Annotated in this window: 22 protein-coding genes; 13 read left to right on the top strand and 9 right to left on the bottom strand. The window is 43.3% G+C overall.

The genetic code is table 11. The features are described 5' to 3' along the window. The first annotated feature begins 1 nt into the window (after position 1). Entirely contained in the window at positions 2 to 1,573 is a 1,572-nt protein-coding gene (locus tag CS562_RS05075; protein WP_125477239.1) for a response regulator, read from the top strand. Positions 1,574 to 1,731: 158 nt separating this feature from the next. Then, complete coding sequence (locus tag CS562_RS05070; RefSeq protein ID WP_257219374.1) at positions 1,732 to 3,780, top strand: glycoside hydrolase family 16 protein; 2,049 nt, start codon at positions 1,732 to 1,734, stop codon at positions 3,778 to 3,780. A 231-nt stretch (positions 3,781 to 4,011) separates the two neighbouring features. On the opposite strand, the gene CS562_RS05065 is transcribed toward CS562_RS05070, so the two are convergent. Further along, complete coding sequence (locus tag CS562_RS05065; RefSeq protein ID WP_099854096.1) at positions 4,012 to 5,487, bottom strand: M56 family metallopeptidase; 1,476 nt, start codon at positions 5,485 to 5,487, stop codon at positions 4,012 to 4,014. A 9-nt stretch (positions 5,488 to 5,496) separates the two neighbouring features. Beyond that, positions 5,497 to 5,871: a BlaI/MecI/CopY family transcriptional regulator gene (locus CS562_RS05060; RefSeq protein WP_076288565.1), complete on the bottom strand. Its 375-nt coding sequence runs from the start codon at positions 5,869 to 5,871 to the stop codon at positions 5,497 to 5,499. Positions 5,872 to 6,108: 237 nt separating this feature from the next. On the opposite strand from CS562_RS05060, the gene CS562_RS05055 reads away from it, so the two are divergent. The 4 genes from CS562_RS05055 to CS562_RS05040 all read left to right on the top strand — a co-directional run bounded on the left by CS562_RS05055 (position 6,109) and on the right by CS562_RS05040 (position 9,284). Further along, a complete protein-coding gene (locus CS562_RS05055) occupies positions 6,109 to 6,735 on the top strand; it encodes a hypothetical protein (protein WP_099854094.1) in 627 nt (208 codons plus the stop codon). Positions 6,736 to 6,981: 246 nt separating this feature from the next. Next, a complete protein-coding gene (locus tag CS562_RS05050; protein WP_099854092.1) occupies positions 6,982 to 7,575 on the top strand; it encodes a YdeI/OmpD-associated family protein in 594 nt (197 codons plus the stop codon). Between the two features lie 182 nt (positions 7,576 to 7,757). Then, the gene (locus CS562_RS05045) at positions 7,758 to 8,789 is read left to right on the top strand and encodes an ABC transporter substrate-binding protein (RefSeq protein WP_099854090.1); all 1,032 of its coding nucleotides are present in this window, start codon (positions 7,758 to 7,760) and stop codon (positions 8,787 to 8,789) included. 123 nt (positions 8,790 to 8,912) lie between these two features. Then, on the top strand, positions 8,913 to 9,284 hold the full coding sequence (locus CS562_RS05040) for an iron chaperone (protein WP_076288568.1): 372 nt from the start codon (positions 8,913 to 8,915) through the stop codon (positions 9,282 to 9,284). Positions 9,285 to 9,354: 70 nt separating this feature from the next. On the opposite strand, the gene CS562_RS05035 is transcribed toward CS562_RS05040, so the two are convergent. Next, positions 9,355 to 10,245 carry a LysR family transcriptional regulator gene (locus tag CS562_RS05035; protein WP_099854088.1) on the bottom strand — a complete coding sequence of 297 codons (891 nt, stop codon included), beginning with the start codon at positions 10,243 to 10,245 and terminating at the stop codon, positions 9,355 to 9,357. A gap of 111 nt (positions 10,246 to 10,356) precedes the next feature. Here CS562_RS05035 and CS562_RS05030 point away from each other — a divergent pair, with 111 nt between their 5' ends. Then, the gene (locus CS562_RS05030) at positions 10,357 to 11,742 is read left to right on the top strand and encodes an MFS transporter (RefSeq protein WP_099854086.1); all 1,386 of its coding nucleotides are present in this window, start codon (positions 10,357 to 10,359) and stop codon (positions 11,740 to 11,742) included. 24 nt (positions 11,743 to 11,766) lie between these two features. Here the strand turns inward: CS562_RS05030 and CS562_RS33340 are convergent, their stop codons facing one another. Both CS562_RS33340 and CS562_RS33335 read right to left on the bottom strand, forming a co-directional pair. Further along, complete coding sequence (locus CS562_RS33340) at positions 11,767 to 12,153, bottom strand: helix-turn-helix domain-containing protein (protein WP_257219373.1); 387 nt, start codon at positions 12,151 to 12,153, stop codon at positions 11,767 to 11,769. After that, entirely contained in the window at positions 12,143 to 12,628 is a 486-nt protein-coding gene (locus CS562_RS33335; RefSeq protein WP_257219372.1) for an AraC family ligand binding domain-containing protein, read from the bottom strand. Before CS562_RS33335 ends, CS562_RS33340 begins: the two co-directional genes overlap by 11 nt. A 126-nt stretch (positions 12,629 to 12,754) precedes the next feature. Between CS562_RS33335 and CS562_RS05020 the strand changes: the two genes are divergently transcribed. The 4 genes from CS562_RS05020 to CS562_RS05005 all read left to right on the top strand — a co-directional run bounded on the left by CS562_RS05020 (position 12,755) and on the right by CS562_RS05005 (position 19,632). Next, positions 12,755 to 14,698, top strand: coding sequence for a glycoside hydrolase family 127 protein (locus tag CS562_RS05020; RefSeq protein WP_099854084.1), 1,944 nt, complete (start codon positions 12,755 to 12,757; stop codon positions 14,696 to 14,698). Between the two features lie 281 nt (positions 14,699 to 14,979). Continuing rightward, entirely contained in the window at positions 14,980 to 17,121 is a 2,142-nt protein-coding gene (locus tag CS562_RS05015) for a M1 family metallopeptidase (RefSeq protein ID WP_099854082.1), read from the top strand. A gap of 347 nt (positions 17,122 to 17,468) precedes the next feature. Beyond that, on the top strand, positions 17,469 to 18,911 hold the full coding sequence (locus CS562_RS05010; protein WP_099854080.1) for an amino acid ABC transporter substrate-binding protein/permease: 1,443 nt from the start codon (positions 17,469 to 17,471) through the stop codon (positions 18,909 to 18,911). Beyond that, entirely contained in the window at positions 18,904 to 19,632 is a 729-nt protein-coding gene (locus CS562_RS05005; RefSeq protein ID WP_099854078.1) for an amino acid ABC transporter ATP-binding protein, read from the top strand. Before CS562_RS05010 ends, CS562_RS05005 begins: the two co-directional genes overlap by 8 nt. A 55-nt stretch (positions 19,633 to 19,687) precedes the next feature. Here the strand turns inward: CS562_RS05005 and CS562_RS05000 are convergent, their stop codons facing one another. Then, positions 19,688 to 20,596: an AraC family transcriptional regulator gene (locus CS562_RS05000; protein WP_099854076.1), complete on the bottom strand. Its 909-nt coding sequence runs from the start codon at positions 20,594 to 20,596 to the stop codon at positions 19,688 to 19,690. A 242-nt stretch (positions 20,597 to 20,838) separates the two neighbouring features. Between CS562_RS05000 and CS562_RS04995 the strand changes: the two genes are divergently transcribed. Then, positions 20,839 to 22,053 carry a sugar efflux transporter gene (locus CS562_RS04995; protein WP_099854074.1) on the top strand — a complete coding sequence of 405 codons (1,215 nt, stop codon included), beginning with the start codon at positions 20,839 to 20,841 and terminating at the stop codon, positions 22,051 to 22,053. 67 nt (positions 22,054 to 22,120) lie between these two features. Here CS562_RS04995 and CS562_RS04990 read toward each other — a convergent pair whose 3' ends face one another. The 3 genes from CS562_RS04990 to CS562_RS04980 form a co-directional block, all read right to left on the bottom strand. Further along, positions 22,121 to 23,401, bottom strand: coding sequence for an MFS transporter (locus CS562_RS04990; RefSeq protein WP_099854072.1), 1,281 nt, complete (start codon positions 23,399 to 23,401; stop codon positions 22,121 to 22,123). 17 nt (positions 23,402 to 23,418) lie between these two features. After that, positions 23,419 to 24,051: a TetR/AcrR family transcriptional regulator gene (locus tag CS562_RS04985; protein ID WP_180287032.1), complete on the bottom strand. Its 633-nt coding sequence runs from the start codon at positions 24,049 to 24,051 to the stop codon at positions 23,419 to 23,421. A gap of 134 nt (positions 24,052 to 24,185) precedes the next feature. Beyond that, a complete protein-coding gene (locus CS562_RS04980) occupies positions 24,186 to 25,037 on the bottom strand; it encodes a MurR/RpiR family transcriptional regulator (protein ID WP_099854069.1) in 852 nt (283 codons plus the stop codon). Between the two features lie 180 nt (positions 25,038 to 25,217). Here CS562_RS04980 and CS562_RS04975 point away from each other — a divergent pair, with 180 nt between their 5' ends. Beyond that, positions 25,218 to 26,237 carry a Gfo/Idh/MocA family oxidoreductase gene (locus tag CS562_RS04975; protein ID WP_099854067.1) on the top strand — a complete coding sequence of 340 codons (1,020 nt, stop codon included), beginning with the start codon at positions 25,218 to 25,220 and terminating at the stop codon, positions 26,235 to 26,237.

Below are 26,237 nucleotides of genomic sequence, written 5' to 3'. Positions count from 1 at the left end.
AGTGATCAATATTCTGGTTGTGGACGATCAAAAGCATATCCGTGACGGTCTGCAGGCGATGCTGCATCAATTTCCTCTGGAGCTGAACAATATTTACTGTGCCGCAAGTGGGATGGAGGCGCTAATCCTTTTACGCCAGCATAACATTCACATTGTTATTACTGATATTATGATGCCGGACATGGACGGGCTGGCACTGATGGCACAGACCAAAGAGGAGCGCATCGAGGTGGAATACCTCATTATTAGCGGTTATAGTGATTTTACATATGCTCAAAAAGCCATCGAACTTGGGGCAAAGGGATACTTGTTAAAACCTCTGAAGCGAGAGGATCTGCAAACTTCACTAGAGCATGTATGGCAAGAAATCCAGACACGGCAGGCTCTTACGCACAACATTCAGCATATCTCCCGTCTCGCCCGAGAGACTGATCGTAAAGAATTACGAATGTTTATGCGGGGAGCATTAAACGATGAGGCTTGGATCCTCCAAATCCAGGAACAAAATCCTTCGCTTTGGCACAATTATCGCTTATGTTTGCTGCGAGAGAAATGTTGGATCAACCAGCCGGGTTCCAGCAGCGTCCATAGCATGGAAGCTATTGCTTATGGTGTGTTCGGTAGACAAGGTTGCGTTTGCCTGCAATACAGCCCGCATCTGATCCTTGCAGTGAGTGCAGCCATAGGCCCGGAGGCTTTGCCAGCGGCGCTCAAGGAAGGAATGATCGATGCGATAACCGTTATGACTGACCCGCAGCAAGGATTGAAGACGTTGCCCGGCAGTTATACACAAGTACATGAGTTATTCCACCATAGTTATCTGTTTCCAGATCAATATATCATCCTGCCAGCAGCTATTGAGCATATGGAGCAGCAGTGGCAACTCCCTTATGAAGAGCTTTATGAACTGTTCCAGTCTGTTGGGACTGACGATAGTGGTAAAATTGCTCAGGGCGTGTCCGCAATATTTCATAAAAATGTGCTGCAACGCTATCATATCCGCTATACCCAACAGCTCTGCGGCGCCACAGTGCAGATGATGGAGGAATACGAACGAGTTGTTCGTCCCTACATGGGTGAAGAATCGCTGGATCTTGAATCTTTGCGTAATCTCTTTGATTATCCGGGGATGCGCGATTATATTCAAGCGCTGCAACAGCAGCTGCTTCGACTGAATCAGTTCTATTTTGAATATAAGCACAGTTATCGCAATTCTCAGGATCTAAATGAAGCCATCCGTTTTATACACGAAAGCTATCATAAACCGCTGGACCTTGCGATGGTATCCAATCATGTGTCGCTTAATTACGCCTATTTCTCAAATCTGTTCAAGAAGAATATTGGCAAAGGTTTTGCCGAATACCTGAGAGATGTACGTATGGATAAAGCGCGGCGTCTTCTAGCCGAAACCGACCATAAGATTGTTGAAGTGGCTGCTATGGTAGGCTATGAAAGCTACAAAAGCTTTACACGAGCGTTCCGCCTTGCGATGGAAATTCAACCCACAGAGTATCGACAAATGATGCGCCAAAAGGTAGAACGTGAAGTGCAATACCACAGTACAAATATATAAATTGAATCAAAACCCAAAAAAATGGGATATAACAAAAATAATTGTACCTTTTCAGCAGTTTATCCTATTCGATAGAATAAAGATGTTCCCCGATGTAAGCGATTACCTTTAAACGCATAGATTGGGAGAAACTATTATCCTATCAAAGGAGGGCAATTATGAAACCATCTCACTTTACGGAGAAACGGTTTATGAAAAAGGTACTTGGTTTGTTCTTAGTGGTTGTGATGCTGGCCAGTGTTGGTGTGCTGCCAACTACAAAAGTTCAAGCAGCTGGAACGACAGTTACCTCAATGGAATATTTCTCACCAGAAGATGGACCTGTGATTTCAAAATCTGGCGTTGGCAAAGCCAGCTACGGATTTGTTATGCCTAAGTTTAATGGAGGCTCCGCAACTTGGAACGATGTTTACAGTGACATTGGTGTTAATGTGAAAGTAGGTAACAACTGGGTTGATATTGATCAAGCCGGAGGTTATATCTATAACCAAAACTGGGGGCACTGGAGCGATGGAGGATTCAATGGTTATTGGTTCACCCTTTCCTCAACAACCGAAATTCAACTGTACTCCAAAGCGAATGGGGTTAAGCTTGAATACCAACTTGTATTCCAAAATATTAACAAAACAACCATCACAGCGATGAATCCGACACAAGGGCCGCAAATTACAGCAAGTTTCACAGGCGGTGCAGGCTTTACATATCCAACGTTCAACAATGATTCTGCGGTGACCTATGAAGCCGTAGCTGATGATTTGAAGGTATATGTAAAACCCGTAAACAGCAGCACATGGATTGATATTGACAATAATGCAGCCAGCGGCTGGATTTATGATCACAACTTTGGCCAATTCACCGACGGTGGAGGAGGTTACTGGTTTAACGTAACGGAATCGATCAACGTCAAATTGGAATCAAAGACTTCCTCGGCTAACCTTGTTTATACCATTACGTTTAATGAACCTACAAGAAATTCATATGTCATTACGCCATACGAAGGTACAACCTTCACAGCAGATGCGAATGGTTCGATTGGAATTCCACTTCCCAAAATTGATGGGGGTGCGCCAATCGCCAAGGAACTGGGCAACTTTGTATACCAGATTAACATCAATGGACAATGGGTGGATTTGAGTAACTCCAGTCAGAGCAAGTTTGCATACTCGGCTAATGGCTACAACAACATGTCTGATGCCAACCAGTGGGGATACTGGGCCGATTATATCTATGGTCTTTGGTTCCAGCCAATCCAGGAAAATATGCAGATTCGTATCGGATATCCGCTGAACGGACAGGCGGGTGGAAATATTGGTAACAACTTCGTCAACTATACCTTCATCGGCAATCCAAATGCTCCGCGTCCGGATGTATCCGATCAAGAGGATATCGCAATCGGAACTCCAACCGACCCGGCTATCGCGGGCATGAATCTTATCTGGCAGGATGAATTTAACGGAACTACGCTGGATACAAGTAAATGGAACTATGAAACAGGCTATTATCTCAATAACGATCCTGCTACCTGGGGATGGGGAAATGCAGAACTGCAGCACTACACAAACAGCAGCCAAAATGTATTTATACAGGACGGAAAGCTGAATATCAGGGCTCTGAACGATAGCAAATCTTTCCCGCAGGATCCGAATCGGTATGCACAGTATTCCTCCGGAAAGATTAACACCAAGGATAAACTTTCCTTGAAGTACGGTAGGGTAGATTTCCGTGCCAAGCTTCCTACTGGTGATGGCGTTTGGCCAGCACTGTGGATGCTTCCAAAAGATTCTGTATACGGCACATGGGCTGCATCAGGTGAAATTGATGTTATGGAAGCGAGAGGACGTCTTCCAGGGTCTGTAAGCGGTACTATTCACTTTGGTGGACAATGGCCTGTGAACCAGTCTTCGGGTGGCGATTATCACTTCCCAGAAGGGCAAACTTTTGCCAATGATTATCATGTGTACTCCGTAGTTTGGGAAGAAGACAACATTAAATGGTATGTCGACGGAAAGTTTTTCTATAAAGTCACTAACCAGCAGTGGTATTCCACAGCTGCACCGAACAACCCGAACGCGCCTTTCGATGAGCCGTTCTATCTTATTATGAACTTGGCAATCGGTGGAAACTTTGACGGGGGCCGTACTCCGAACGCGTCCGATATCCCGGCAACTATGCAAGTAGATTATGTACGTGTGTATAAAGAACAGTAATAAAACAGCCGTTTGCGCGATTGGGGTCGTGTCGAGGCATTCACCATAGTTATCGGTGATGAAGCAAATTGAACGGAGAAGACTGGAAGACCAACAACAGAAATGTTGTTGGTCTTTTGGTTTGAGAAGGTAGCTGGTTAGTCTTAAGCGAAACTAATCTTTTCTACAATAATGAAGCAACCTTCGTTCAACAATTGAACGAAGGCTGCTTGTAATTCCATGAAAATGCTTTTAATGACGGGAATCTGATTGCGCTGGTACTACAGAGGCCTCTTCACGAACTGCCGCTTGTACTGTTGGACGTGTTACCCCAGCTGCTTCTTCACGAACTGCCGCTTGTACTGTTGGACGTGTTACCTCAGCTGCTTCTTCACGAACTGTGGCTTGTGCTGCCGAACGTGTTACTACAGGAGATTCTTCACGCACAGCCGCCTGTGCAGATGGACGTGCCACTACAGCTGCTTCTTCGGGAACTACCGCTTGTGCAGATGGACGTGTTACTACAGGCGCTTCTTGACGGGCTACCACTTGGTCATCTGAACGTGGTACAACCGAAACTTCCTCACGAGCTGTCGCTTGAGCTGTTGGGCGTGCTACCACAGGAGATTCTTCACGAGCTGATGGATGCGTTACTGCAGGAGCTTCTTCTCGGACAGCCGTTTGCTGTGATGGACGCGTTACCGCGGAAGCTTCCTCACTCGCAACCACCCTCGGAGTATTGCTGGAAGCCCAAGCTGTTGTCACTGTACTAATTGCAGCAACGACGAATAGCGTCGATATCGCTACAACAAAGGTTTTCTTTTTCACATTCTTTACGTTAAGCATAAAAGTTAATCTCCTTTTTAGTTGTTTGCCATCCCCGGATAAAGAGGAGCAGAATTGTATAGGTAGATTCCTTGATCCTGCCACTACGTTCAGGATGGTTTCCCCATATCGTTTACGATCCGCAAGGGACATTCCCTTTACAACTTCTTCATCGCAGGACAGTTCACTCCACGTATGAATATCTTTCGAAAGCATATGAACCAATGGATTGAACCAATGCAATGCACGGGCTACTAATATGAGCGCCTTGATCCATAGATCTTTCCTTTTCAGGTGGATCAGTTCATGATGGAACACCATACCGATATCCACGTTTGCAGAATTCTTCAGAGGCAGATAAATAGTAGGTTTCCTGAGCCCAATTAGAAAAGGACTGCGAATTAGAGCGCTGTAAGCAAGCCGAACCTCGCTCTTGAGACCCAGATTCTCCTTGATTACAGGGAGCAGCATAGCAACATCGCTAGTCTTCGGAACGCTGGTTCGCGTAAGTTTTAATGTCTTGAGAAACCTGTGATAACAATATGTTTGCCATGCTACAAAAGCTATGGTCCCGATTCCCCATAAGCATATAAAAGCGAGAGCTACGTTTGCTGAAATGGTCTGTACCTGGATGGCAGGAGCCGGATTGAATGGTCCAGGTAACACTTGTTGAACATTTAAGGGTAACTCGTTTAATGTAGTACTGGATGTAAACAATGAAAAAATCCAATGAAAGACCAGAAAGATGGGCAATAGATACAAAGCTAAAGCCATTTTCCCAATTCCAAAACGCCATTTTGCAGGAATGACTTGAAAGGGAGCAAGGCGCAAAGACAGAATGAAAGCGACAACGACACTTCCGGCAACAGTCAGCGTAGACAGTAATACAAGAATGGTATTCATAGACTACACCTACTTTTCTGAAAACCATTGTCTCAGCTCTGCAATGTCTTGATCAGAAAGCTTGTCGCCATCATACAAAGCTGAAATCAAATTTTTTACAGAGCCTTGATATAATCCATCCAGGACTTGTTGTGCCTCCAATAGCTTGTAGTCTTCGGGCGAAATACGGGGGACATACTTGTTGGTACGTCCATCCCTTGTAGCTGTAAGAGCCCCTTTGTCTACTAGCCTAGAGAGAAAGGTGGAGATGGTTTGCGCCTTCCATGCTTTACCCCTTTGGGAAAACATGTTCAGCAGTTCGGTGGAGGTGACAGGTGGCTCACACTCCCAGATCACTTCCATCAGCTCCATTTCAGTATCCGATAATTTTTGAAGATGGTTCACAGTGAACACTCCTTAACTTCGTTATGCGTCCATATCGAAGGTTATTACTACACTACGTAGTAGATATAAGTTACTACAACGTGTAGTAGATAGTCAAGTATTGAATGGATGCTGCAGAATCAGAGGCAGGTCTGTACTAGCTATCAGCTCAATCTTTGATTGATTATAATGCAGAGACGAATGTCTGGAGTATATACTTAGTCTTAAATTCTGAAAACACTATAGAGGAGAAATGATATGAATCTGTTTCATATACAATCTACATTGCAAGAGATCGATTGGACCGCATCGTTCCTGGAGAATAACTTTATCGGTATTGGTTGGCCGGCGACAGGAGATTTGGAGCATGAGCCTGCAGAAGAATGGAAAGAGCAATTAGTTCAACGCTACAGGATAGGAAAGACTGAAATTCGTGATGTCCTGGACACGCTCCATACTTTTGCCTACGTCATGCAGGACGGTGACTATGTTTTGATAAATGATGATGAATGGACATATGTAGGGGATTTGGGTGATTATTTTTACGATGATTCCAACGGAACCGGAGAGGAATACATATGCCACCGACGAGGCGTTACCTGGCTGGGACGCATTCCCTTAGCAGAGTTAAATGATAAAGTACTTGCACTTGTGAGTCATTACTCAATCATTGCGAAATTCGAACACCCAATTACACAGGCTCAACTGGAGCCCTGGGTTTCGATCACCTCTGCAGCCACTGAAGGAGATAATCATTCTTCAGTTAGAGTAGATGAAGGCACTATTCAAGAAGCACTCAATGTTCTAAAAAAGGCATTGCATAGCGAAGAAGAGGACCAGCGAATCCGTGCAGCAGCGGCAATTTTACAATACGCCAAATCCTAGGGCTTTCTCACTTTGTTTTCTTTAATATCGGGCTTTCTAGTAATGGAGAAGAGGTGGGACAAAGGACATATGTATATGAGTTAAATAATAGTTAGTGTTGACCAGACGCCAAACGGTGTCATAATATTTAAGCGACACTACATGGTTTCGAATGAAATTAACTGCCTTTTCTTGGCAATCATATGTAAGAGAGAATCTTTTTAGAAAACACAATAAAATGATTAGCATGATGAAGGATGGTCCCTGATGACAACTAATAAAACTAATCCCAAGGTGGATGAATATTTAAACAAAGCAAAGAAGTGGAAGGAAGAATCAGAGAAGCTAAGAGAGATCGTTCTTTCCTGCGACCTGACCGAAGACTTTAAGTGGATGCATCCTTGTTACACGTTGGAGAATAAAAACATCGTTATCATTCATGGATTTAAGGAGTATTGTGCGCTTCTTTTCCATAAAGGAGCCTTGTTAAAGGATGAGCAGGGTATTCTAATTCAACAAACAGAAAATGTACAAGCTGCTCGCCAGATCCGGTTCACCAATCTTCAACAAATCGTTGATATGGAAACCATCCTGAAAGAGTACATTCTTGAAGCCATTGAGATTGAAAAGGCCGGATTGAAAGTGGCACTCAAAAAGAATACAGAATATGCTGTTCCAGAAGAGTTTCAAACAAAACTGGATGAAAATCCTGATTTGAAAACGGCTTTTGAAGCACTGACACCTGGACGTCAACGGGCATACCTTTTTTATTTTTCCCAACCGAAGCAATCCAAGACTCGCGTGTCCAGGGTTGAGAAATCTACACAGCAAATTCTGGATGGAAAAGGGTTAAATGATTAAACCGTTAATTTAATTTGGGAAGCAACTGTTTTAAAATTAATTTATATACGTTGAAGCACCTGCCTTGGTAGGTGTTTTTTTGTTTTGTCTTTTGTCGAATATGAAAGCATCTTGTCAAATATACTTTTGCATGGTATCGTTGATAACGATTATCAATATCATTTGAAAAAGGTGGGTTTATTTTGCTGAAACGAAGAAATTGGATATGGATTATATCCGTATTTATTGTATTGCTCGTACTGAGTGCATGTGGTCAGTCGGCAACATCAAGCAACACAACGGAGACCGCAAACACAACCGGAGCTGCGGACACGGAATCATCAACCAGCTCAACTTCTGCGTCTGATGCCGATACTACAACAGGTGCCGAAGGAGAGACTGTTACATATCAATCGGATGCAGGTGAAGTGGAAGTACCTGTGGAGCCGAAACGGATTATCGATCTGACCGCATTTTCAACAGGGTACTTTGTTGCACTCGATGCTCCAGTCGTCGGAGCCTTGTCAGGTGCAATAAACAACAAGTACATCAAGGATCAGCTCAAAAGTGAGGGGACAACAGATCTGGGAGAGCAGCCAACAGCTGAGCAACTAATCAGCCTAAAGCCTGATCTGATCATCGCATACACAGGTACTGAGGGTCTCGACAAGTTGTCGCAGATTGCACCAGTGGTACAGTTACAATATGGTAAGCGCAATTTCAAGGATCTTATGTTGGAGATGGGCAAACTGACTAATAGAGAAGCCGAAGCAAAAGACTGGATCACACAATGGGAAGCGAAGATCAATGAGTTGAAGCCAAAAGTGCTTGCCGCTGTAGGAGATCGTACAGTCTCCATTTTGAATCCATACGCCAAAGGATTATTTGTATTTGGTCATAATTACGGTCGTGGCGGTGAAATACTCTATGACGAATTTGGCCTGAAGGCACCAAAAAGGGCTCAGACAGAGGCAATTGATAGTGGTACAGGCTGGGCCTCAATATCGATGGAAGTGTTACCGGAATATGCAGGCGACATCATCTTCACTAGCCCGTGGTCAGGAGATACAACCGATCCGAAGATTGTTTATGATAATACGGTGTGGAAAAACCTAACTGCGGTCAAAGAGGGCCATGTGTTCCAGCTTGATCCGACCTCTGATACATACAACGACCCTGTATCGCTTGAAGGTCAGCTGAAGTTTATTTCGGATAGCCTGCTTTCGGTGAAGTAGCCCTTGAGTAATATATATTCTTTCAACCCTTTGGCGAATTCGGACCAAAGGGTTTTTCAATTTCATTTTCATGATAATATGAGATGAAGTATGCGAAATAAATCTTGGTTAGGAGAAGATAATATGGACGTTTTTTCAGAATATCTAGCACGAATTGATAACCTGGGACATCGAGACCGTACGGAAGAAGTTTTAGAATGGATTATCAAGAAGTACCCAAATTTAGTACCTAAAATAGCGTGGAATCAGCCCATGTTTACCGATCATGGCACATTTATTATTGGATTTAGTGTATCCAAACATCATTTGGCTGTGGCGCCTGAGAAGGCAGGGATTAATCATTTTTCCGATGAAATTGTGAAGGCCGGCTATGAGCACACCAAGGAATTGGTGCGAATCCGGTGGGATGGACCGGTTGATTTTTCATTACTGGAACGAATGATTGATTTCAACATTACGGAAAAAGCAGACTGTTCAACCTTTTGGCGGAAATAGGCATGATCGATAGCCTACAACAAAAGACCTCGCTCTCACTTACGTCGGTGAGCGGGGTCTTTGTAATGGGTTATTCAGCAATTGGTTTGGACATTGCACCAAAATAATCTATGACTACGCTGCGAAACGCGATAGCTGCTTTCGATATATATCTGTTTTTATGCGACAATAAAGCAATTTCCCTCACTAGGTTCTGATCCTCGATCCGGAGATATACAATTCGTTCCTGCGGGTTTCTTGCTGTATTGGGTATAAAGGCAATCCCAATCTCCGCCTCCACAAGTGCAGTTAATCTTGCAGGCTCATCTCCTTCATAAACATACTTCGGTACGAATCCGACGGATTGACATTTGGAGTCCACCAGATCACGAATACCATATCCTTTTTTCACCCCCACAAACCACTCATCCTTAAGCTCTTCTAATGTGATGCTGCTTCGATTCGCATATTGATGACCGAGAGGCACAGCAACTACAATTGGGTCCTGGAACAGCATCTGACATTCGATTTCATCTCCCTGGATTGGAGGGGAAGACAGACAAAAATCAATTTCGCCTCGGTGGAGAAGCGTGCACATGACTTCCAACGTAACCATTTGTACATGAAACTGAACATTCGGCTTATTTTTTCGGAATTCCCGCAAGATTCCTGGTAATGTGCTTGCTGTAGTAACTGCCAATTGAAGCGTACCGTGATCCGGGTTGGAGAGATCAGCAATTTCCTGTTTTCCCTGTTCCAATTCGAATAAGGCTTTTTCGGTCCGTCGAAGGAATGTTCTTCCGAATTCGTTTAACCGCAGTTTTCTGCCCAATCGATCAAATAACGGTGCACCCAAGTCATCCTCCAAACGTTGTATCGTCTTGCTCAGTGAGGATTGAGTGACATGCAGCTTACCCGCAGCTTCTGTAACATGTTCACATCGGGCTAACGTCAGAAAATAGCGTAGCTGAAGAAGTTCCATTTCGCACCACTCTCTTATTCCTTTTAGTTCATCAAATCATAACATAGAATGCGTTGGAATAAATAAAGGGATTCCATTAAGATGACAACAGAAGAAGGAGGGATATACATAATGAATGCTCGAAATATATGGTTAATGATATCTGTGGGCTTGGGAATCATGCTGAATCCGCTCAATTCCTCCATGATATCTATAGCAATTGCAAGACTACAACAGGAGTTTATACTTGATGTTACGACCGTGTCATGGATTATTTTTTCCTTTTACATTGCAAGTGCTGTGGCTCAACCGGTCATGGGCAAGTGCAGTGATCTGTTCGGCCGCCGAAAGATATTCCTTATCGGTCTGGTTGTTGTCTTTGGTTCCTCCATGTTAGCTCCGTTATCTCCAGACTTTTCTTGGCTTATCGTATTCCGGATCATTCAATCTGTTGGCACAAGCATGATGGTAGCCGTCGGAATGGCGATTGTAAGAATCCACGTTACTGAGAAGCAGGCTGCTGCCCTGTCTATCCTTGCGATGTTCCTGTCTGGTGCAGCCGCGGTAGGCCCTTTTATTGGCGGTGTATTGATTCATTGGTGGGACTGGCAAAGTATTTTTCTAGTGAATATTCCATTGGTAATCGCAAGCTTTATATTCGCCTGGAAAACTATTCCCGAAGAAGCGACCCTCAAATCCAACTATGGCGACATGTCCATCAGAAAATGGTTCCTGCTGATTGATGCGCCCGGCATACTTTTGTTCACCGTCGCATTGGTGACTCTGCTAATGAGCGTGCTTTCCGTTAAATCAACCGGACATCTTTTAACTTGGCACCTTATGGCAGGAGGGATCGGATTGCTTGCATTAGCAAGTTTTATCCGACATGAATTGAAAACAGCGTCCCCCTTTATTCCGCTGAAAGTATTTGCCAAATATCCCGAAATGACTTGGGTTAATGTACAATTTATGCTGGTTAACACTCTGTTTTACGCTCTGTTTTTTGGTGTGCCATCTTATTTACAGCAGGTACGCCATCTGAACGAAGTTCATACAGGACTATTGATGCTAACCCTTGGTTTATGTTCACTCATCAGTTCTCCTCTCGCCGGACGCTGGATTGACAAATCAGGTACGCGGCCAGCTTTGATCGTTTCAGCGGTGTTAATGACGTGCGGGTCCATCTTGATTGTGGCATTGGATAAAGGCTCACCAGTGGTGAATGTCATTTTGCCCTTAGCTGTATTTGGTATAAGTAATGGGCTCAACAGTGTTGGTATGCAGGCGGCTTTGTTTAAAAGCACACCCAAAGATATGATCGGTGTCGCATCAGGTATTTTTAATACATCGAGATATCTGGGGACCATTTTGTCATCGTTGTTGATTGGAATTGTCATGGGAGACACATTCAGTTTTATAGGATTTCAAACGCTTGGAATCATCCTGACAGTATTAGCTGCATCTTTAATCATCATGACCTTACGACGCCAGAAATCATCCGCAACGCAGACGTTATAGTGTCGAATCTCATAATTCATATCATTACGTAGTCATATATTGCTTTCGAAATTGAAGCGGAGACAACCCGATATACCGTTTGAAACAGGATGAGAAGTATGGAGCATAACGAAAGCCCACTTCTTCTGCAATGCGATCAATCAACCAGTCTGTAGTAACCAGTAATCGCTTTGCACGTTCTAAACGAAGTTCATTTAAATATTCATTCGGCGTTTTACCATACTTCATCTTCATGCAACGGATAACATAGTTGGGATGAAAATGGAGAGCTGCTGCCAACGTTTCATTCGTGACCTTTGTCTTGTAATTCTGTTGAATATATATTGCTGCTTGTTCTGCTAATCGTGTCTGTACGGAATCCATAACCCGCAAGCTGCCTTCTTCCAGCATGGAAAGCAATTCACCTAGCAAGCGCTGCTCCTGCCAAAAGGCTATCCATTTCTAGTGTCAATAATTGCTCCAGAAGATTGAAAGCCGCTTGTGGATTGGCTAATTTCGAATGTTTAGGAAGCCTTAACGTATAAGGATTGCCAAACGGTCTGGAGGAATCTTGCAACTCCGGTTCATAATCAGAAGAGGTCAGCAAGCTTTCATATCTTTCAACATGCTCGAAATGCAGCCAGTAAAATACCGTTTTCTGTGAACACGGCCTGACCGAATAGTGTTCTCCTTCTGGCAGCAGGATTAGTGAGTCTCCTTTCTCCAAGGTCCATTGCTGATCATTCTCTCCAATATATAATTCTCCCTTGACCACAATCAGTACATCGTAGATACCAAGCTTTTTTCGGTTCGGATGTTGATCTCCGATTTCATATTCAGAACGTCCTGCTCCTAGATAATAGGGGAGTTGGGGGACGTTAAGCTCTATAATTCCATCTCCATTCAAAACAAATAACCCTCCCTATTAGTGTTAAATTTTATAGGAAAAAGTTCAATTCAATTCTATTTTCCCATGTAATCACAGCTTATAATTGAAAACCACAAGAGTCAATTTTATAGGAGGAATTCCATAATGCGAAAAGCCAAAGTAGCCATTCAAGACACCTTCTGGAAAGAATACTCCGAATTAGTCCGTCAGACTGTCATTCCTTATCAATGGGAAGCGCTAAATGACCGAATCGAAGGCGCGGAGCCGAGCTATGCCATCCGTAATTTCCGAATTGCAGCTGGCTTGGAGAAAGGTGAATTCGGGGGATGGGTATTTCAGGATAGTGATCTCTACAAATGGTTGGAAGCGGTTGCTTATTCGATCGGTAACCATCCTGATCCCAAGCTGGAGAGCATCGCTGATGAAGTGATTGATCTGATTGGTCAAGCTCAACATGAAAATGGCTATGTAAATACCTACTTCACCATTAAAGAGCCTGGAAGACAATGGACCAATCTGTATGAAGCTCACGAGCTATATTGTGCTGGACATATGATAGAGGCAGCAGTTGCATATTATCATGCGACAGGGAAGCGCATTTTTCTCGACATCGCATGTCGGTTCGCTGATCTCATTGATAGCTTGTTTGGAACCGAGCAATGTAAAATTCAGGCGTATTGTGGGCACCAGGAAATTGAATTAGCTCTGGTTAAACTATACAACGTTACAGGAGAACAACGTTATTTGAATCTGAGCAGTTATTTCATTAATGAGCGCGGTAACAAGCCAAGTTATTTCGTGGAAGAGTGGGAACGCCGGGGACGGAAAAATATTTGGTCACAGGGGACTCCCAATCTTGAGGTATATCAGTCTCATCTGCCAGTGAGAGAACAAACGGTCGCTGTGGGTCACTCTGTTCGTGCAGTCTATATGTACACCGCCATGGCCGATTTGGCACGCCTCACGAATGATTCAAGTTTGCGAGAAGCCTGTGAGCGGCTCTGGATCAATACAACGCGCAAGCAAATGTATATTACCGGCGGCATAGGTGCAACACATCTGGGGGAAGCATTCACGTTTGACTATGATCTGCCTAACGATACGGTTTATGCAGAGACCTGTGCTTCCATTGGACTAATTTTCTGGGCACGTCGGATGCTGCAATTGGAAGCCAAAAGTGACTATGCTGACGTCATGGAAAGAGCACTATACAATAATGTACTTGGCAGCATGTCCAAAGATGGACAACATTTCTTCTATGTAAATCCACTAGAGGTATATCCGGACGCAAGTGAAAAAAATCCAGACAAACATCATGTGAAGCCCGTACGGCAGAAATGGTTTGGTTGTTCATGCTGTCCGCCTAATGTGGCACGTTTATTGAGTTCACTTCATGATTATATTTATGACATATCTAATGACGGAAAAACGGTGTATGTGCACTTGTTTATCGGTAGCGAGCTTCAATGGGTGACAGGAGATGGTCTGCAAGTAACAGTACACCAACGATCTGAATTACCGTGGCATGGAAAGGTGGAGTTCTCGATTTCTTTGGCTGGTAATGATGCTAAAGCTGCTCCATTTGAGATTGCAGTTCGCATTCCTCAGTGGTTTCAAAGTCAGGAGCCAATATTAAAGATCAACGGAGAACCTCAACATTATCGTAAGCATAATGGTTATGCAAAAATGGAACGTGCTTGGTCCGATGGTGATACAGTAGAGTGGATATTGCCACTAGAGACCCAATTGATCGCTGCTCATCCTCTGATCCGGCCAGATGCTGGGAAAGCTGCCATCCAACGCGGCCCACTCGTTTATTGCCTGGAGCAAGTGGATAATGGATCTCCACTGTCTTCACTCTCATTCGCAGAGGAGCCAGAGTTGAGAGAACACGAAACGCCTGAACTGCTTGGTGGCTGCATTACTGTAGAAGTTGATGGGCTACTTGTGGATGAATCCGTGTGGTTGGATAATCAACCTTACCAGCCGTTACACAAAAACGTCAAACCAGTACAACTCACAGCAATCCCTTATTATTTATGGGGCAATCGACAAGCCGGAGAAATGAATGTTTGGCTTCGTACCTGATTCTATAATTCGTTTGTGACACCTTTCATTGAAAATCGGTAAAGAGACACAATTACTAAAAGTCGCCTAAATGGCGACTTTTTGCTTTATGGTCATGCTCATTTAATACAAACAGCTTCTTTTTTTAAACGAAATTTAAGATCCGCATTAAACCAATGTAAGGTTGATCTTCTATACTTGCCTCTGAGCTTCAAAAATCATTCGAGGGAGAGATTTATATCAATCATACACGTTCATACACATCAAATCGAATCAGAATAACAGCCATCAGCGCACTCGCTATGATTCTGACCGCATGCCCGATCATAAGTACGGGTAGTGCTGCCGCTAATGCAGCTCCTGTATCAGCTATTTCACAAGCAACAAAAGATATTCAGGCTCAAGCGCCTATCCAATATCGAATTCAAGCCCGGCTGGATGAGAAGAAGATGACCATAGAGGGGAGTGAATCCATTACTTACAGAAATACGAGCAAAGATACATTGAAGCAACTGGTTTTTCATACTTATGCTGATGCCAATCTTTCGGAATCGACACAGACGACCATGTTTAAACATTCCAATGAAGAGATTAGCAAAAATAACCCTGATAAGAAACCGGAAGACTTTCTTGGAGGAATTGATATTGAGAAGGTGACGACCGGTGGGCAAGCCCTTGATTTCAGTAATAAAGACCAAGCTATGTCGGTGAAATTGGAGCAACACCTTCAGCCTGGTGAATCCGTGACGGTTCAAGTCCACTTTAATCTGAAGATTCCCTATGGCTCACAGCGGTTATCGTATTACAAAGATATTATCAATGGGGCTCATTGGTTCCCTGTAATGTCAGTCTATGATGAGGCCAAGCATGAATGGGATAGCAAACCTTATAGTAAAACATTTGAAACGGATTATTATACTTCCGCGGATTATGAAGTTCAGTTCAATGTTCCCGATCAATATCAGGTAGTGATGCCTGGTACGATAACCACACGGGATGATGCAGAGACTGGACGCAAAGTGGTATCCACCGTAGCTGAGAATACGAGGGAGTTTGCTTTCTTTGCCAGCCCAAACTTCAAAGTGGACAGCGTAACCCGGAATGGCCTCACCGTAGAGTATTATTATTTTGACAACCAGCCAGGTAAGAAAAAAATCGTTGATGGGTATGTTGATCAAGCATTCAAAGCCATTAATTTTTTCAGTGATAAATACGGTAAATACCCTTATCCTGAATTCCGGATTGTTGAATCATATGTAGAAGGTGTAGCTATCGAGTATTCAAGGCTTATCCAAATGGGGCAAATCGGAATAAATTCTGCTCCAGAACAGGACACCGTATTTGTGCATGAAATCGCGCACCAGTGGTTTCATGCGTTAATCGGGAATAACTCGGAGACAGAGTCTTTCCTGGACGAAGGATTTGCAGATTTCTCCAAAGTGTATTTTTCTGAGAAGCAGGGGGATACGATGAATGGCTTCAAGTCCATCCAATTTGACGATTCCACTGTGGATAAGGCTATTGCTTCAACTAATGACGAGGTGGGAGATTGGGCAAGCCCAGTTTATTACGATAAAGGCCGTCAAGCGATATATCAATTGTACCGTTCCGTCGGGGAAGAGAAATTCGATGCCTTTATGAAAGAGTATTTTAAACGCTATGTGTACCAAAACGCTACGATTGACGGACTTCTGCAAACGATAGAAGATGTACTGGGGAAAGAGGCGCGAGATGATATGAAGACAGCTTTATATGAGCCTAATTTTACGCTGAAGCCCGAGTATCAACTGTCGAATGAGGAGAAAACGGCATACCTGCATGATCAGTTTCAATCGCTGTATGGATCAGCGTTAACTCAGGTTCCGAATTTACCTTTTGAAACGATGAGCCGTGTGATGGATAAAGCCCTTCAAGGTGAGCGATTAGCCATTGTGCTCAGTGATCAGGTGAGCAAGGCAGCGAACAAACAACAGGAAGCTATGGTAAACCAACTGACAACTCTTCTGGATTTAACCGGAGTGAAGTATGACCTGATCCAGGACCGGCAGGAATTGAAGCAAAAAATGAAAAAAGAACTGGCTACCAGCAACCTGATTGTACTTGGTAACGCCAAATCAAATGGTTTTGTACAAGCATTAAAATCCAGCATTATAGACCGTGCTACCCATATCGGTTTTCAATGGAAAACGACTATGAACCAACCGTCTGCTGCGGGAGCCTATGTGATCAAACACCCTTATAATCAAAATCGTTTGATGCTGCACTATTTCTGGAATGAAGATCATCTGAGCAGTGGGAGTCTTGAACCATTTATGATGAAGATGCAAGAATCCATTGGATTCAGCAGCGCTTATTATCAGTACTATATGTTGGACAAGACGGGCAAGGTAACATTGGATAAAAAAGTGGAAAATCCACTTTCGAAATTTTTCGCTGAAGAATAACCCGAAGTGTCCATTCTTATAAAGAAAGTTTAAATACCTTGGCAATTGTCATGGGAAGATCATCATATTGTCTCTGTTATAGAGTCGCCTATATGGCGACTTTTTTTATTTAAGTTCATTTTAGGTTTTTAAAACCTGTCCTGAAGGGTAAATATAACGTGGATCTTTAAATGGATGTAAAATAAAACGTTGCGGAGGAACATGAAGAATGTAAGGGAAAGCATTGATTGTTAATATACTGCAAATAATAACAATATAATGTGCAAAGACACCTAAAAATGTACGACAGTAACATCAATGACAAGAAAATGATTAAGATTCGGAGAACACCGAGATGAGGAGGACATATGAAAACAACCAAGGTCTCATTTTTTGTACTATCACTAATTCTGCTCCTAGTGGCGGGGTTATCCGGATGGTCGGGGGATGCCAATGCAAACTCCAATTCAGGTAAAACCTATGTGATCGGTACGGACATCACATTTGCACCGTTTGAATATCAAGATGAAAATGGGGATTATGTAGGCATCGACATGGATTTGCTGGATGCGATCGCCAAAGATCAGAACTTCAATTATCAAATCAAAGCCCTGGGATTTAATGCGGCAGTGCAAGCTCTTGAGTCAAATCAGGTGGATGGCGTCATTGCCGGGATGAGTATCACGGATGAACGCAAACAAAAGTTTGATTTTTCAGAATCCTATTTCGATTCAGGTGTAGTTATGGGTGTGAGCGCAAATAACGATACCGCAAAAAGTTACGAAGATCTTCGCGGTAGAAAAGTCGCCGTGAAGACTGGCACAGAAGGGTACAGCTTTGCTGAATCCATCGCCTCAAAATACGGCTTTACCATCGTTCCGTTTGATGATTCTTCACAAATGTATGACGATGTAAAGACGGGGAATTCAGCAGCGTGTTTTGAAGATTATCCAGTACTGGCTTACGGGGTAAAACAAAATAACGGTTTAAAAATCGTGACCAAGAAAGAAGATGGGGCTTCCTATGGATTTGCGGTTAGCAAGGGGCAGAATCAGGAACTCCTAAAGATGTTTAATGACGGCCTAACGAATATTAAGGTAAGCGGGGAGTATGATCGTATAAAAGAGAACTACCTTGGCGAGAATGTTGTCGCAAACCAGAGTCGTTGGGAATTAGTCCAAAAATCTCTACCTGTGCTGTTCAAAGGTATGGGGAAAACACTCTTGTATACAATTATTTCGCTGTTTTTCGCCTTTATCATCGGCTTGATCTTTGGCTTTATGAAAGTGGGTCAAAATAAGTTCCTTCGTGTAGTTGCTACTGTATTTGTGGATATTTTTCGCGGGATACCGTTGATCGTTTTGGCATTCTTTATTTATTTCGGGATTCCTCAGGCAATGGGCTTCACCATGCCAATGTTCTTGGCCGCCATTCTAACATTGAGTCTAAATGCTGGGGCGTACGTAACGGAAATTATTCGCGGGGGTATTCAATCGATTGATCGTGGACAGATGGAAGCAGCCCGTTCATTGGGACTTCCTTATCGCAAAGCGATGATAAAGATTGTAATCCCTCAGGCCATACGGGTTATGATTCCTTCGTTTATTAATCAGATGGTTATTACATTGAAAGATACGTCGATCTTGTCCGTCATTGGCCTGGTGGAGTTGACGCAATCCGGTAAGATTGTTATCGCAAGAACATTCGCCTCTTTTGACATTTGGTTGACTGTTGCGATTATGTACCTGATTGTTATCATCACATTGACTAAAATTGCTGACTACCTGGAGGTGAGGGTTCGTCGTGGGTAAAATTAAAGTAGAAGGATTAAAGAAAAGTTTTGGCACGAATCATGTGTTGAAAGGCATCGATATATCGGTCAACGAAGGTGAAGTTGTCTGTGTCATTGGACCTTCAGGTTCAGGTAAAAGTACGTTTTTGCGCTGCATTAACCAGCTAGATGAGATCACAGCTGGACGGGTTATCGTAGATGATAGGGATCTAAATGATCCCAAAACGAACATTAACAAAGCTCGCGAGAACATAGGTATGGTATTTCAGCACTTTAACCTGTTTCCTCATTTCAGTGTGCTCAAAAATATTATGTTTGCCCCCAGAGAACTTGGGATTTTAAAAGAACAGGAAGCACGTGATACGGCACTTCGTTTGCTGGATCGGGTTGGTTTGTCGGATAAAGCTAACAGCTATCCCAACCAACTTTCGGGGGGACAAAAACAACGCGTAGCGATCGCTCGTGCGCTTGCTATGAATCCGGACGTTATGTTATTCGATGAACCAACGTCGGCGCTCGACCCCGAGATGGTAGGCGAAGTCCTTGGTGTAATGAAGGATCTTGCGAGCGAAGGTATGACGATGATTATCGTGACCCATGAAATGGGCTTTGCCCGTGAAGTTGCCGATCGGGTTATCTTCATGGATGGTGGATATGTTGTAGAGCAGGGCACCCCTGTTGAAATATTCGGGAATCCAAAAAATGAACGGACGATCAGCTTCTTGGAGAAAGTACTCTAAAAAGCCAAATCAAAACCCCTTCAAGATCATTTCTTGAGGGGTTTTTGGTGTGCATTTAATTTGAATGGGTCATTGCCCGTAGACGTTTTACATCTTCTCTGGGCGGAAAACCAAACATGCGAGAATATTCACGACTGAATTGTGAAGGACTCTCATAGCCGACCTGAAAAGCGACATCCGCAGCATCTGTCGATTCAGACAATAACAGACGCCTTGCTTCCTGCAGTCTTAATTGTTTTTGGAACTGAATAGGACTCATGGCGGTAACCTCTTTGAAATGTCTATGCAGTGAAGCCACGCTCATTTTTCCAATCTCCGCAAGCTCCTCGATGCGAAACGTTTGATTATAACTACTCACAATCCGTTCAATCACATCTCGGATGCGGTACGTAGCACTTCCTTCAAGTGCAATCTGCTCTAACATGCCTCCATGCTCACCTTCAAGAACTCTGTAGAGAATTTCCTTGATGTACAGAGGGGCCAATATCGAGATATCCTTTGGTTTATCCAGTAATCGGACTAATCGAATTAGGGCATCCAACATCGTTAACTCCGTCGGGCTGACATATATGCCTCGTTTGGCATTTTCCTTCCGCCTACCTCGCAATTCGGTATCGCGTAATACATCCAGCACTTGCTCCGGCGTAAATACAAGATTTAGAGCCAAATAGGGAGCGTCTGAGGAAGCCTCAACCACTTGTGCGGTAACCGGAAGGTCCAAGGAGGCCACAAGATAATCGGCTGGACTGTATCTGAAGCGCTCCTCGGCAAGCCATACATCTTTTGCACCTTGAACAATAATGCACAAGGACGGTTTGTAAACAGCATGCTTCGGACCGGTCACTGCTGAGCGACGAATAAAAAATAAAGAAGGAATCGCAGTTTCATTTAAACCTTCGTGTTCTGAATATTTCTGAATAACACGGGCAAGATCTTCCTGTTGCTTATATATGGGCTTAGACATAGTATCCTCCTTACTCCTTCAACGGAATAGCCCAATTATAAACCATGAAGATCCCATATATAAATGGTCTTGAGAAGATTAGGCAATCTTTTGCGATGAATTGGTTATCGGTCTTAAATTCACTTGGTGCATAATTGGATGACAGAGACACGGAAACAGCCTTACTTTTTTAGAGAGGAGAATCAGAATGAAAAATCGTTCTCTCGCTATTAACGAAATGCGTTCTGACTGGAGGTGAGAATTTGTTTACACGGATTAAAAATCTGTTTGAGATAAAAGGATATCGTTTATTCATCATTTGCATTCTGCTGGTCGGAATAGGTATTTCAATTACTCAGCCATATCTGTCCTTGTATGCCACCGAAGTTTTGGGAATGAGCATGGGAACCTTTGGCGTTTTCATGGCAGTAAGTTCATTAGGTGGAGTACTGGTCAACTCGCTTATTGCCAAACGGTCAGATCGCGGTTTGGATCGGAAATGGTTAATTATTTTGGCAATGCTATCGTCTGCGTTGGGATACGCTTCATATTTGGTGTTTGATCAATTCATTATTCTGTTGGTTGTCATTACTTTTTTTAGTGGATTAGGCGCACCTGCGATGCCGCAAATCTACGCCTATGCACAGGAATCAGCAGTAGCAAGTCAAAACAATGATAAAACGTTCGCGATGTCTATATTACGTTCACTTGTGTCCTTAGGCTTCCTGATTGGACCACTTGTCGGTACAGTTATATTGGGTGTACTTGGATATAAGGGTCTCTTTCTGGGCACGTCCTTTATCTATATTACCATCGCATTTCTTGTTTTCTTTTTTCTACAAAGACGAAAATTAGTCCAGCAAAATAAGGATAAAGTAAAAAGCGCACACACTTCATCGCTGAAAAACAAAAAAATCATGCTGCCGTTTATCGCCTTTATCTTCCTGTTTGCTGTAAATGCGATGAATACCATCAACACACCGTTGTTTATTGTTCATGAGCTTCAGGGTACACCGATGGAAGTTGGATTGGTCGTTAGTATCTCTGCTTGTTTGGAGATCCCCATTATGCTTGTATTAGGTTCCTTGGGCAAGAAGATATCAAACCACAGTTTGTTGATCATCGGTTGTTTTGTTGGGCTTTTTTATTACGCCATCTTAAGCCTATCCACCCATTCCTGGCAGCTTATCGCGGCGCAGCTCCTGCAGGCAATATATGTAGCCATTGTGATGGGGAATGGACTAAGCTATTTCACGGATTTGTTGCCTCATTCACCGGGACAGTCCACGACCCTCTATTACAATGGCTCTATTATTGGTCGTCTTGTGGGAAATATGGGCGGCGGTATTCTTGCCCAAATCATCGGATTTCGTCATGTGTACTGGATGTGTATCGTTATCATGATTTTCTCTGTGTTGATCCTATGGGCGACAAGGGTTCATTCAAAAGCCAAACCAACAGCAGGACACTCCGCGTAGTTCTTATTGCTTCAATTCCATGTTCAAAAGAAAGAGGCTGGCAGGTGTTCACTCAGGTGAATCTTGTTTAGGCTTCTTTTCCATCTGCAATGGCCTTCTCCCCCGTTGAATAAACCAATTGGTTACGAACCAGGGAGGGCAGGAATTTTAGATAGAAAAAGCTTACAGCGATCGTGCAGAATGCCAGCATGTAATGCAGCCAGGTGACCGATAACCAGAATGGAAAGGTGAGGGCGATACCTCCCAGAGCCAGTGAGTGCCCAAGCATCATAATTGGCTCGATTAATGAATTAACTCGGCCCATATTTTGCGGGGGAACAAGCTCTGGCATCCAACTGCCAAGCGCAATGTTAATGGGAGCTATGGTGATTCCCGCCAACAGGATGAGAACAAGATAGACTTCGATCCCCACGGTTGTTCCAAGTCCTCCGATGAGCAGGCTGGAAATGATTAGCCCCGATATCAAAATCGGAGTTCTTGTGAAGCGCCGGATGAAGTGAGGAGCAATGATACTGCCTATCAGAAAGCCGATCCCCATAAAGACAGTAATAAGCGAAGAATGAACGACGTAATTGTCGGGGCTTAGCTTGTATTTCATGGTGAAGATGGGGAGTACAGAGAAGACACCGTTTACAATACCGAAAAACAGAAATCCACTAATCAGTACGAGAAGCAATCGATTCCCGGCAATATACCGAAGGCCATGCCAGAAATCCTTAAAAAGAAGTGATAGCCGTAGTTCCCGAATAGAGGTTCTTCCGTTGGGGATACGGGCACGTTCGGGGAAATCTCCCCAGGCTAACAGAAGACCGGAGATCAGGAAACTGACACAGTCGATGATAAAGGCACCTTTAATGCCGATAAAATGATAGGCCCCTGCTCCTAAGCTCATGCCAAAGAGCATGAACATCCCCATGATCATTTGATTGAGGCCGGAGGCATGAACGTATTGATCCTGATCAATGCTGCCTTGCAGCAATCCCATTTCTGCTGGACCAAAAAATTTGGATATCGAGCTGCGTAAGAAGAGCATCAAAAAGCAGAAGAACAGCATGTCGTAATGAACAAATAATAGCAGCAGCAGGGTAAGGCCTGCCCTGATCCAGTCACTGTAGGCGGCAATATGCTTGCGGTCGAATCGGTCAGCGATGACACCAACGATCCAGAACACAGTCAAGGTGGGCAATGAATACATCAGCTCTGCCATCGTAGCGAGTGATGGGCGCTCACTATACCTGTCTACCAAATAAAAGGCGAATGCCATATTTCCAATCACGGTTCCTAGCTGTGACGCAAAAGTCGCAATGAAAAGCTTACAGAACGTTGGATTACGAAAAAGCGACTTCATTCCTTTTCCCCCTAATCTTACGTTTCTTTGATCGATACTGGATGGAGCAGACTCTTCAAATAAAGCATCAAGGCTTCATACTGCATTCGAGTATTTGCTTTTTCAGGACCAATGGCAATGTAGTGAGTCATAATCCCCTCCTGAAAGGAAGCTGCGAGTCTGGATATATCCATAATGTTCATGACAGGTGAGAACTCTTCACGTTCCACACCGAATCGAAGCAGCTCCGCAAACTGTGCGATTCCCTTTTCATATCGTTCAAGAAGCAGCTCGCGGCGTGGCTCTTCGCGCCACCCGACCAGAAAGTACTCATAGAACGCTGGCATCAATCCTCCGTGGGGAGAACGATGGAGTTCTTGCAACTGCTGGGAGTAAATCGTAGTCACCATTTCCCATATGGAGGAAGAGGAATCCATTAGCTGATTGATATACTGTTCATAATCGGCATCCTGATAATCCAGTAATGCTTCGAAAATATCCTCTTTGGTCTGATAATACAAGTAAATCCAGCCCCGACTCATTCCAGTTTCCTGAATGATATCCTTTAACGTCGCTGCACCATAACCCTTTTCGGTAAACACCCGTTTGGCTGCTTCAAGTATTTGCAGATTTCTCCGTTCTTTTTGAGTATCTGTTAGTCTGGGTGACATTTCACCACTTCCTTCCCGTTTCATCAAAATGAACCTCGTGTCATTTTTATAATAATGACACGAGGTTCATTTTGCAATAGAAAAAAAATAATCAACGCAAGAACAATTCTTCAAGTGCGTTAATTATTTTTATATCACTCATCCAAATTGAAATTCTTCAACGAATAAGTAGTCATTTGCATGTTATTGGCGTAGTCAATTTGAAAGATACAGGAATATATCACGTTTAATACGTAATCAAAGGCAATTTGTGATGAAAACGTACCGATCTTTGCATGTTTTGTTTCGTCATTCGGCACCTGGATACAGATCGTACTCATCTTAGCCAACTCACTTTGATGATTCGCGGTAATCGTAATAAATGGAATTTTTGCACGCGAGAAATGTTGGGCTGCCTTTAGGAAAATGGGCGATTTTTCATGATAGGTCAAAAAAATGGCGCAATCCTGTGGGGTAAGATTTATGGTGTGGTAGGCCCATTCAGATAGCTCTGTTGTGATCACGACGTATTTATTGATTTTAATCAATTTATTCTGAAAGCTCTTCGCGCGAATCTGAGAATCCCCCAACGCATAGATGAAGATTCGTTTCGCCTGATCGAGTAAATGGGCTGCTTCTGTTAGAGAGGCTTCATCCATAAAAGCAAAGTTTTTCTCAATCGTTTCTTTCATTAGTTCAGCTATATCTTTTGCCACCTGGAGTGAAGATTCACCAAGAGCGAACGGATAATTGGGATCGATATTGGAGATGTTCTGAGCATCCTGCTGAAACTCTCGGGCAAGCTTAATACTGAACTCCTTAAACCCTGAAAGTCCAAGCTTATGAGTTAAGCGATTGATGGCAGAATGTGACGTGAATGTAGCTTTGGCAAGCTCTTGAATATTCAAATGAAGCATTAGCTCCTTATGAGTCAGAATATAAGAAGCGATGCTTTTTTCATTTGGTGTAAAGTGGTTCATGTCTGTTAATTGGGTCAATATTTTCAACAGGTTCACCCCGGATTCATTGAAATAACGTTGATGTAGAGCGTCCAGTAAACATTTTGTTTAAAAAGAGGGCATCAGAATTAATAAACATTGATCAAATGTACCGTAATTTCTTCAAAGCTCCTCCGGAGGATTTTCTTCTTCTATAATAAACAAAAAAGAGCCTAAGGGGGAATTCATATGTTGACGATCGGTTACATTGGCAATGGCAAAAGTACAAATCGTTATCATCTTCCTTTTTCATTGAATCGGGATCATTTGAAAGTAAAAACGATATACGCCCGTCATCCGGAGAAAACGGAGTGGGAGAAAGTTCCTGGTGTTCTGTATACAGATAATCTTGCTGCTTTAATGAATGACGATGACATTCAGTTAGTAGTGGTTTGTACACACACCGAATCTCATTATGAGTATGCAAAGAAGGCACTCGATCACGGAAAGCATGTACTTGTTGAGAAACCTTTTATGCTGACCAAGGAAGAAGCCGAATCCATTTTCCAATACGCCAAAGAAAAAAATCTCTTGATTCAATGTTATCAGAACCGTCGATATGATTCGGATTTTCTGACGACTAAGAAAGTGATTGAGTCAGGAAAGCTTGGCGATTTGCTGGAAGTGGAGATGCATTACGATTATTATCGACCGGAGATCCCGAATGCTACCACCCATTTTTCTAAATACAAAAGTTATTTATACGGGCACGGTGTTCACACCATTGATCAAGTATTATCCTATTTCGGGCAACCGGACAAGATACATTACGATGTCCGTCAATTGCTGGGGCCTGGCAGAATGAATGATTATTTCGATCTGGACTTTTATTACGCTTCGCTGAAAGTATCAGTCAAATCCAGCTTTTTCCGCTTAAATCCCCGCCCGAGTTTTGTAGTATACGGCAAAAAGGGAGTATTCGTAAAACAAACTGAGGATCGTCAAGAGGAGCATCTGAAGCTATTTTACCTTCCCAAAGGACATCCCGATTTTGGTAAGGATTTGCCTCAGCACTATGGCGTACTGACGTACCTGGATGACGCAGGAATATACCGTGAAGAAAAAGTGATCTCTGAACAAGGCGATTATGCAAGAGTGTATGACGATATCTATGAAGCCATCAACCATGGCAAAGAAAAAGTGATTCAAGACAAAGAAACGATCGCGGTTATGGAAATATTGGAAAAAGGTATGGAGGAGTGTAACTAA

The organism is Paenibacillus sp. LK1 (assembly GCF_002750415.1).
GTDB lineage: Bacteria > Bacillota > Bacilli > Paenibacillales > Paenibacillaceae > Paenibacillus > Paenibacillus taichungensis.
The sequence above is the reverse complement of the archived record's forward strand: the minus strand, read 5'-3'. Positions and strand labels throughout refer to the sequence as shown.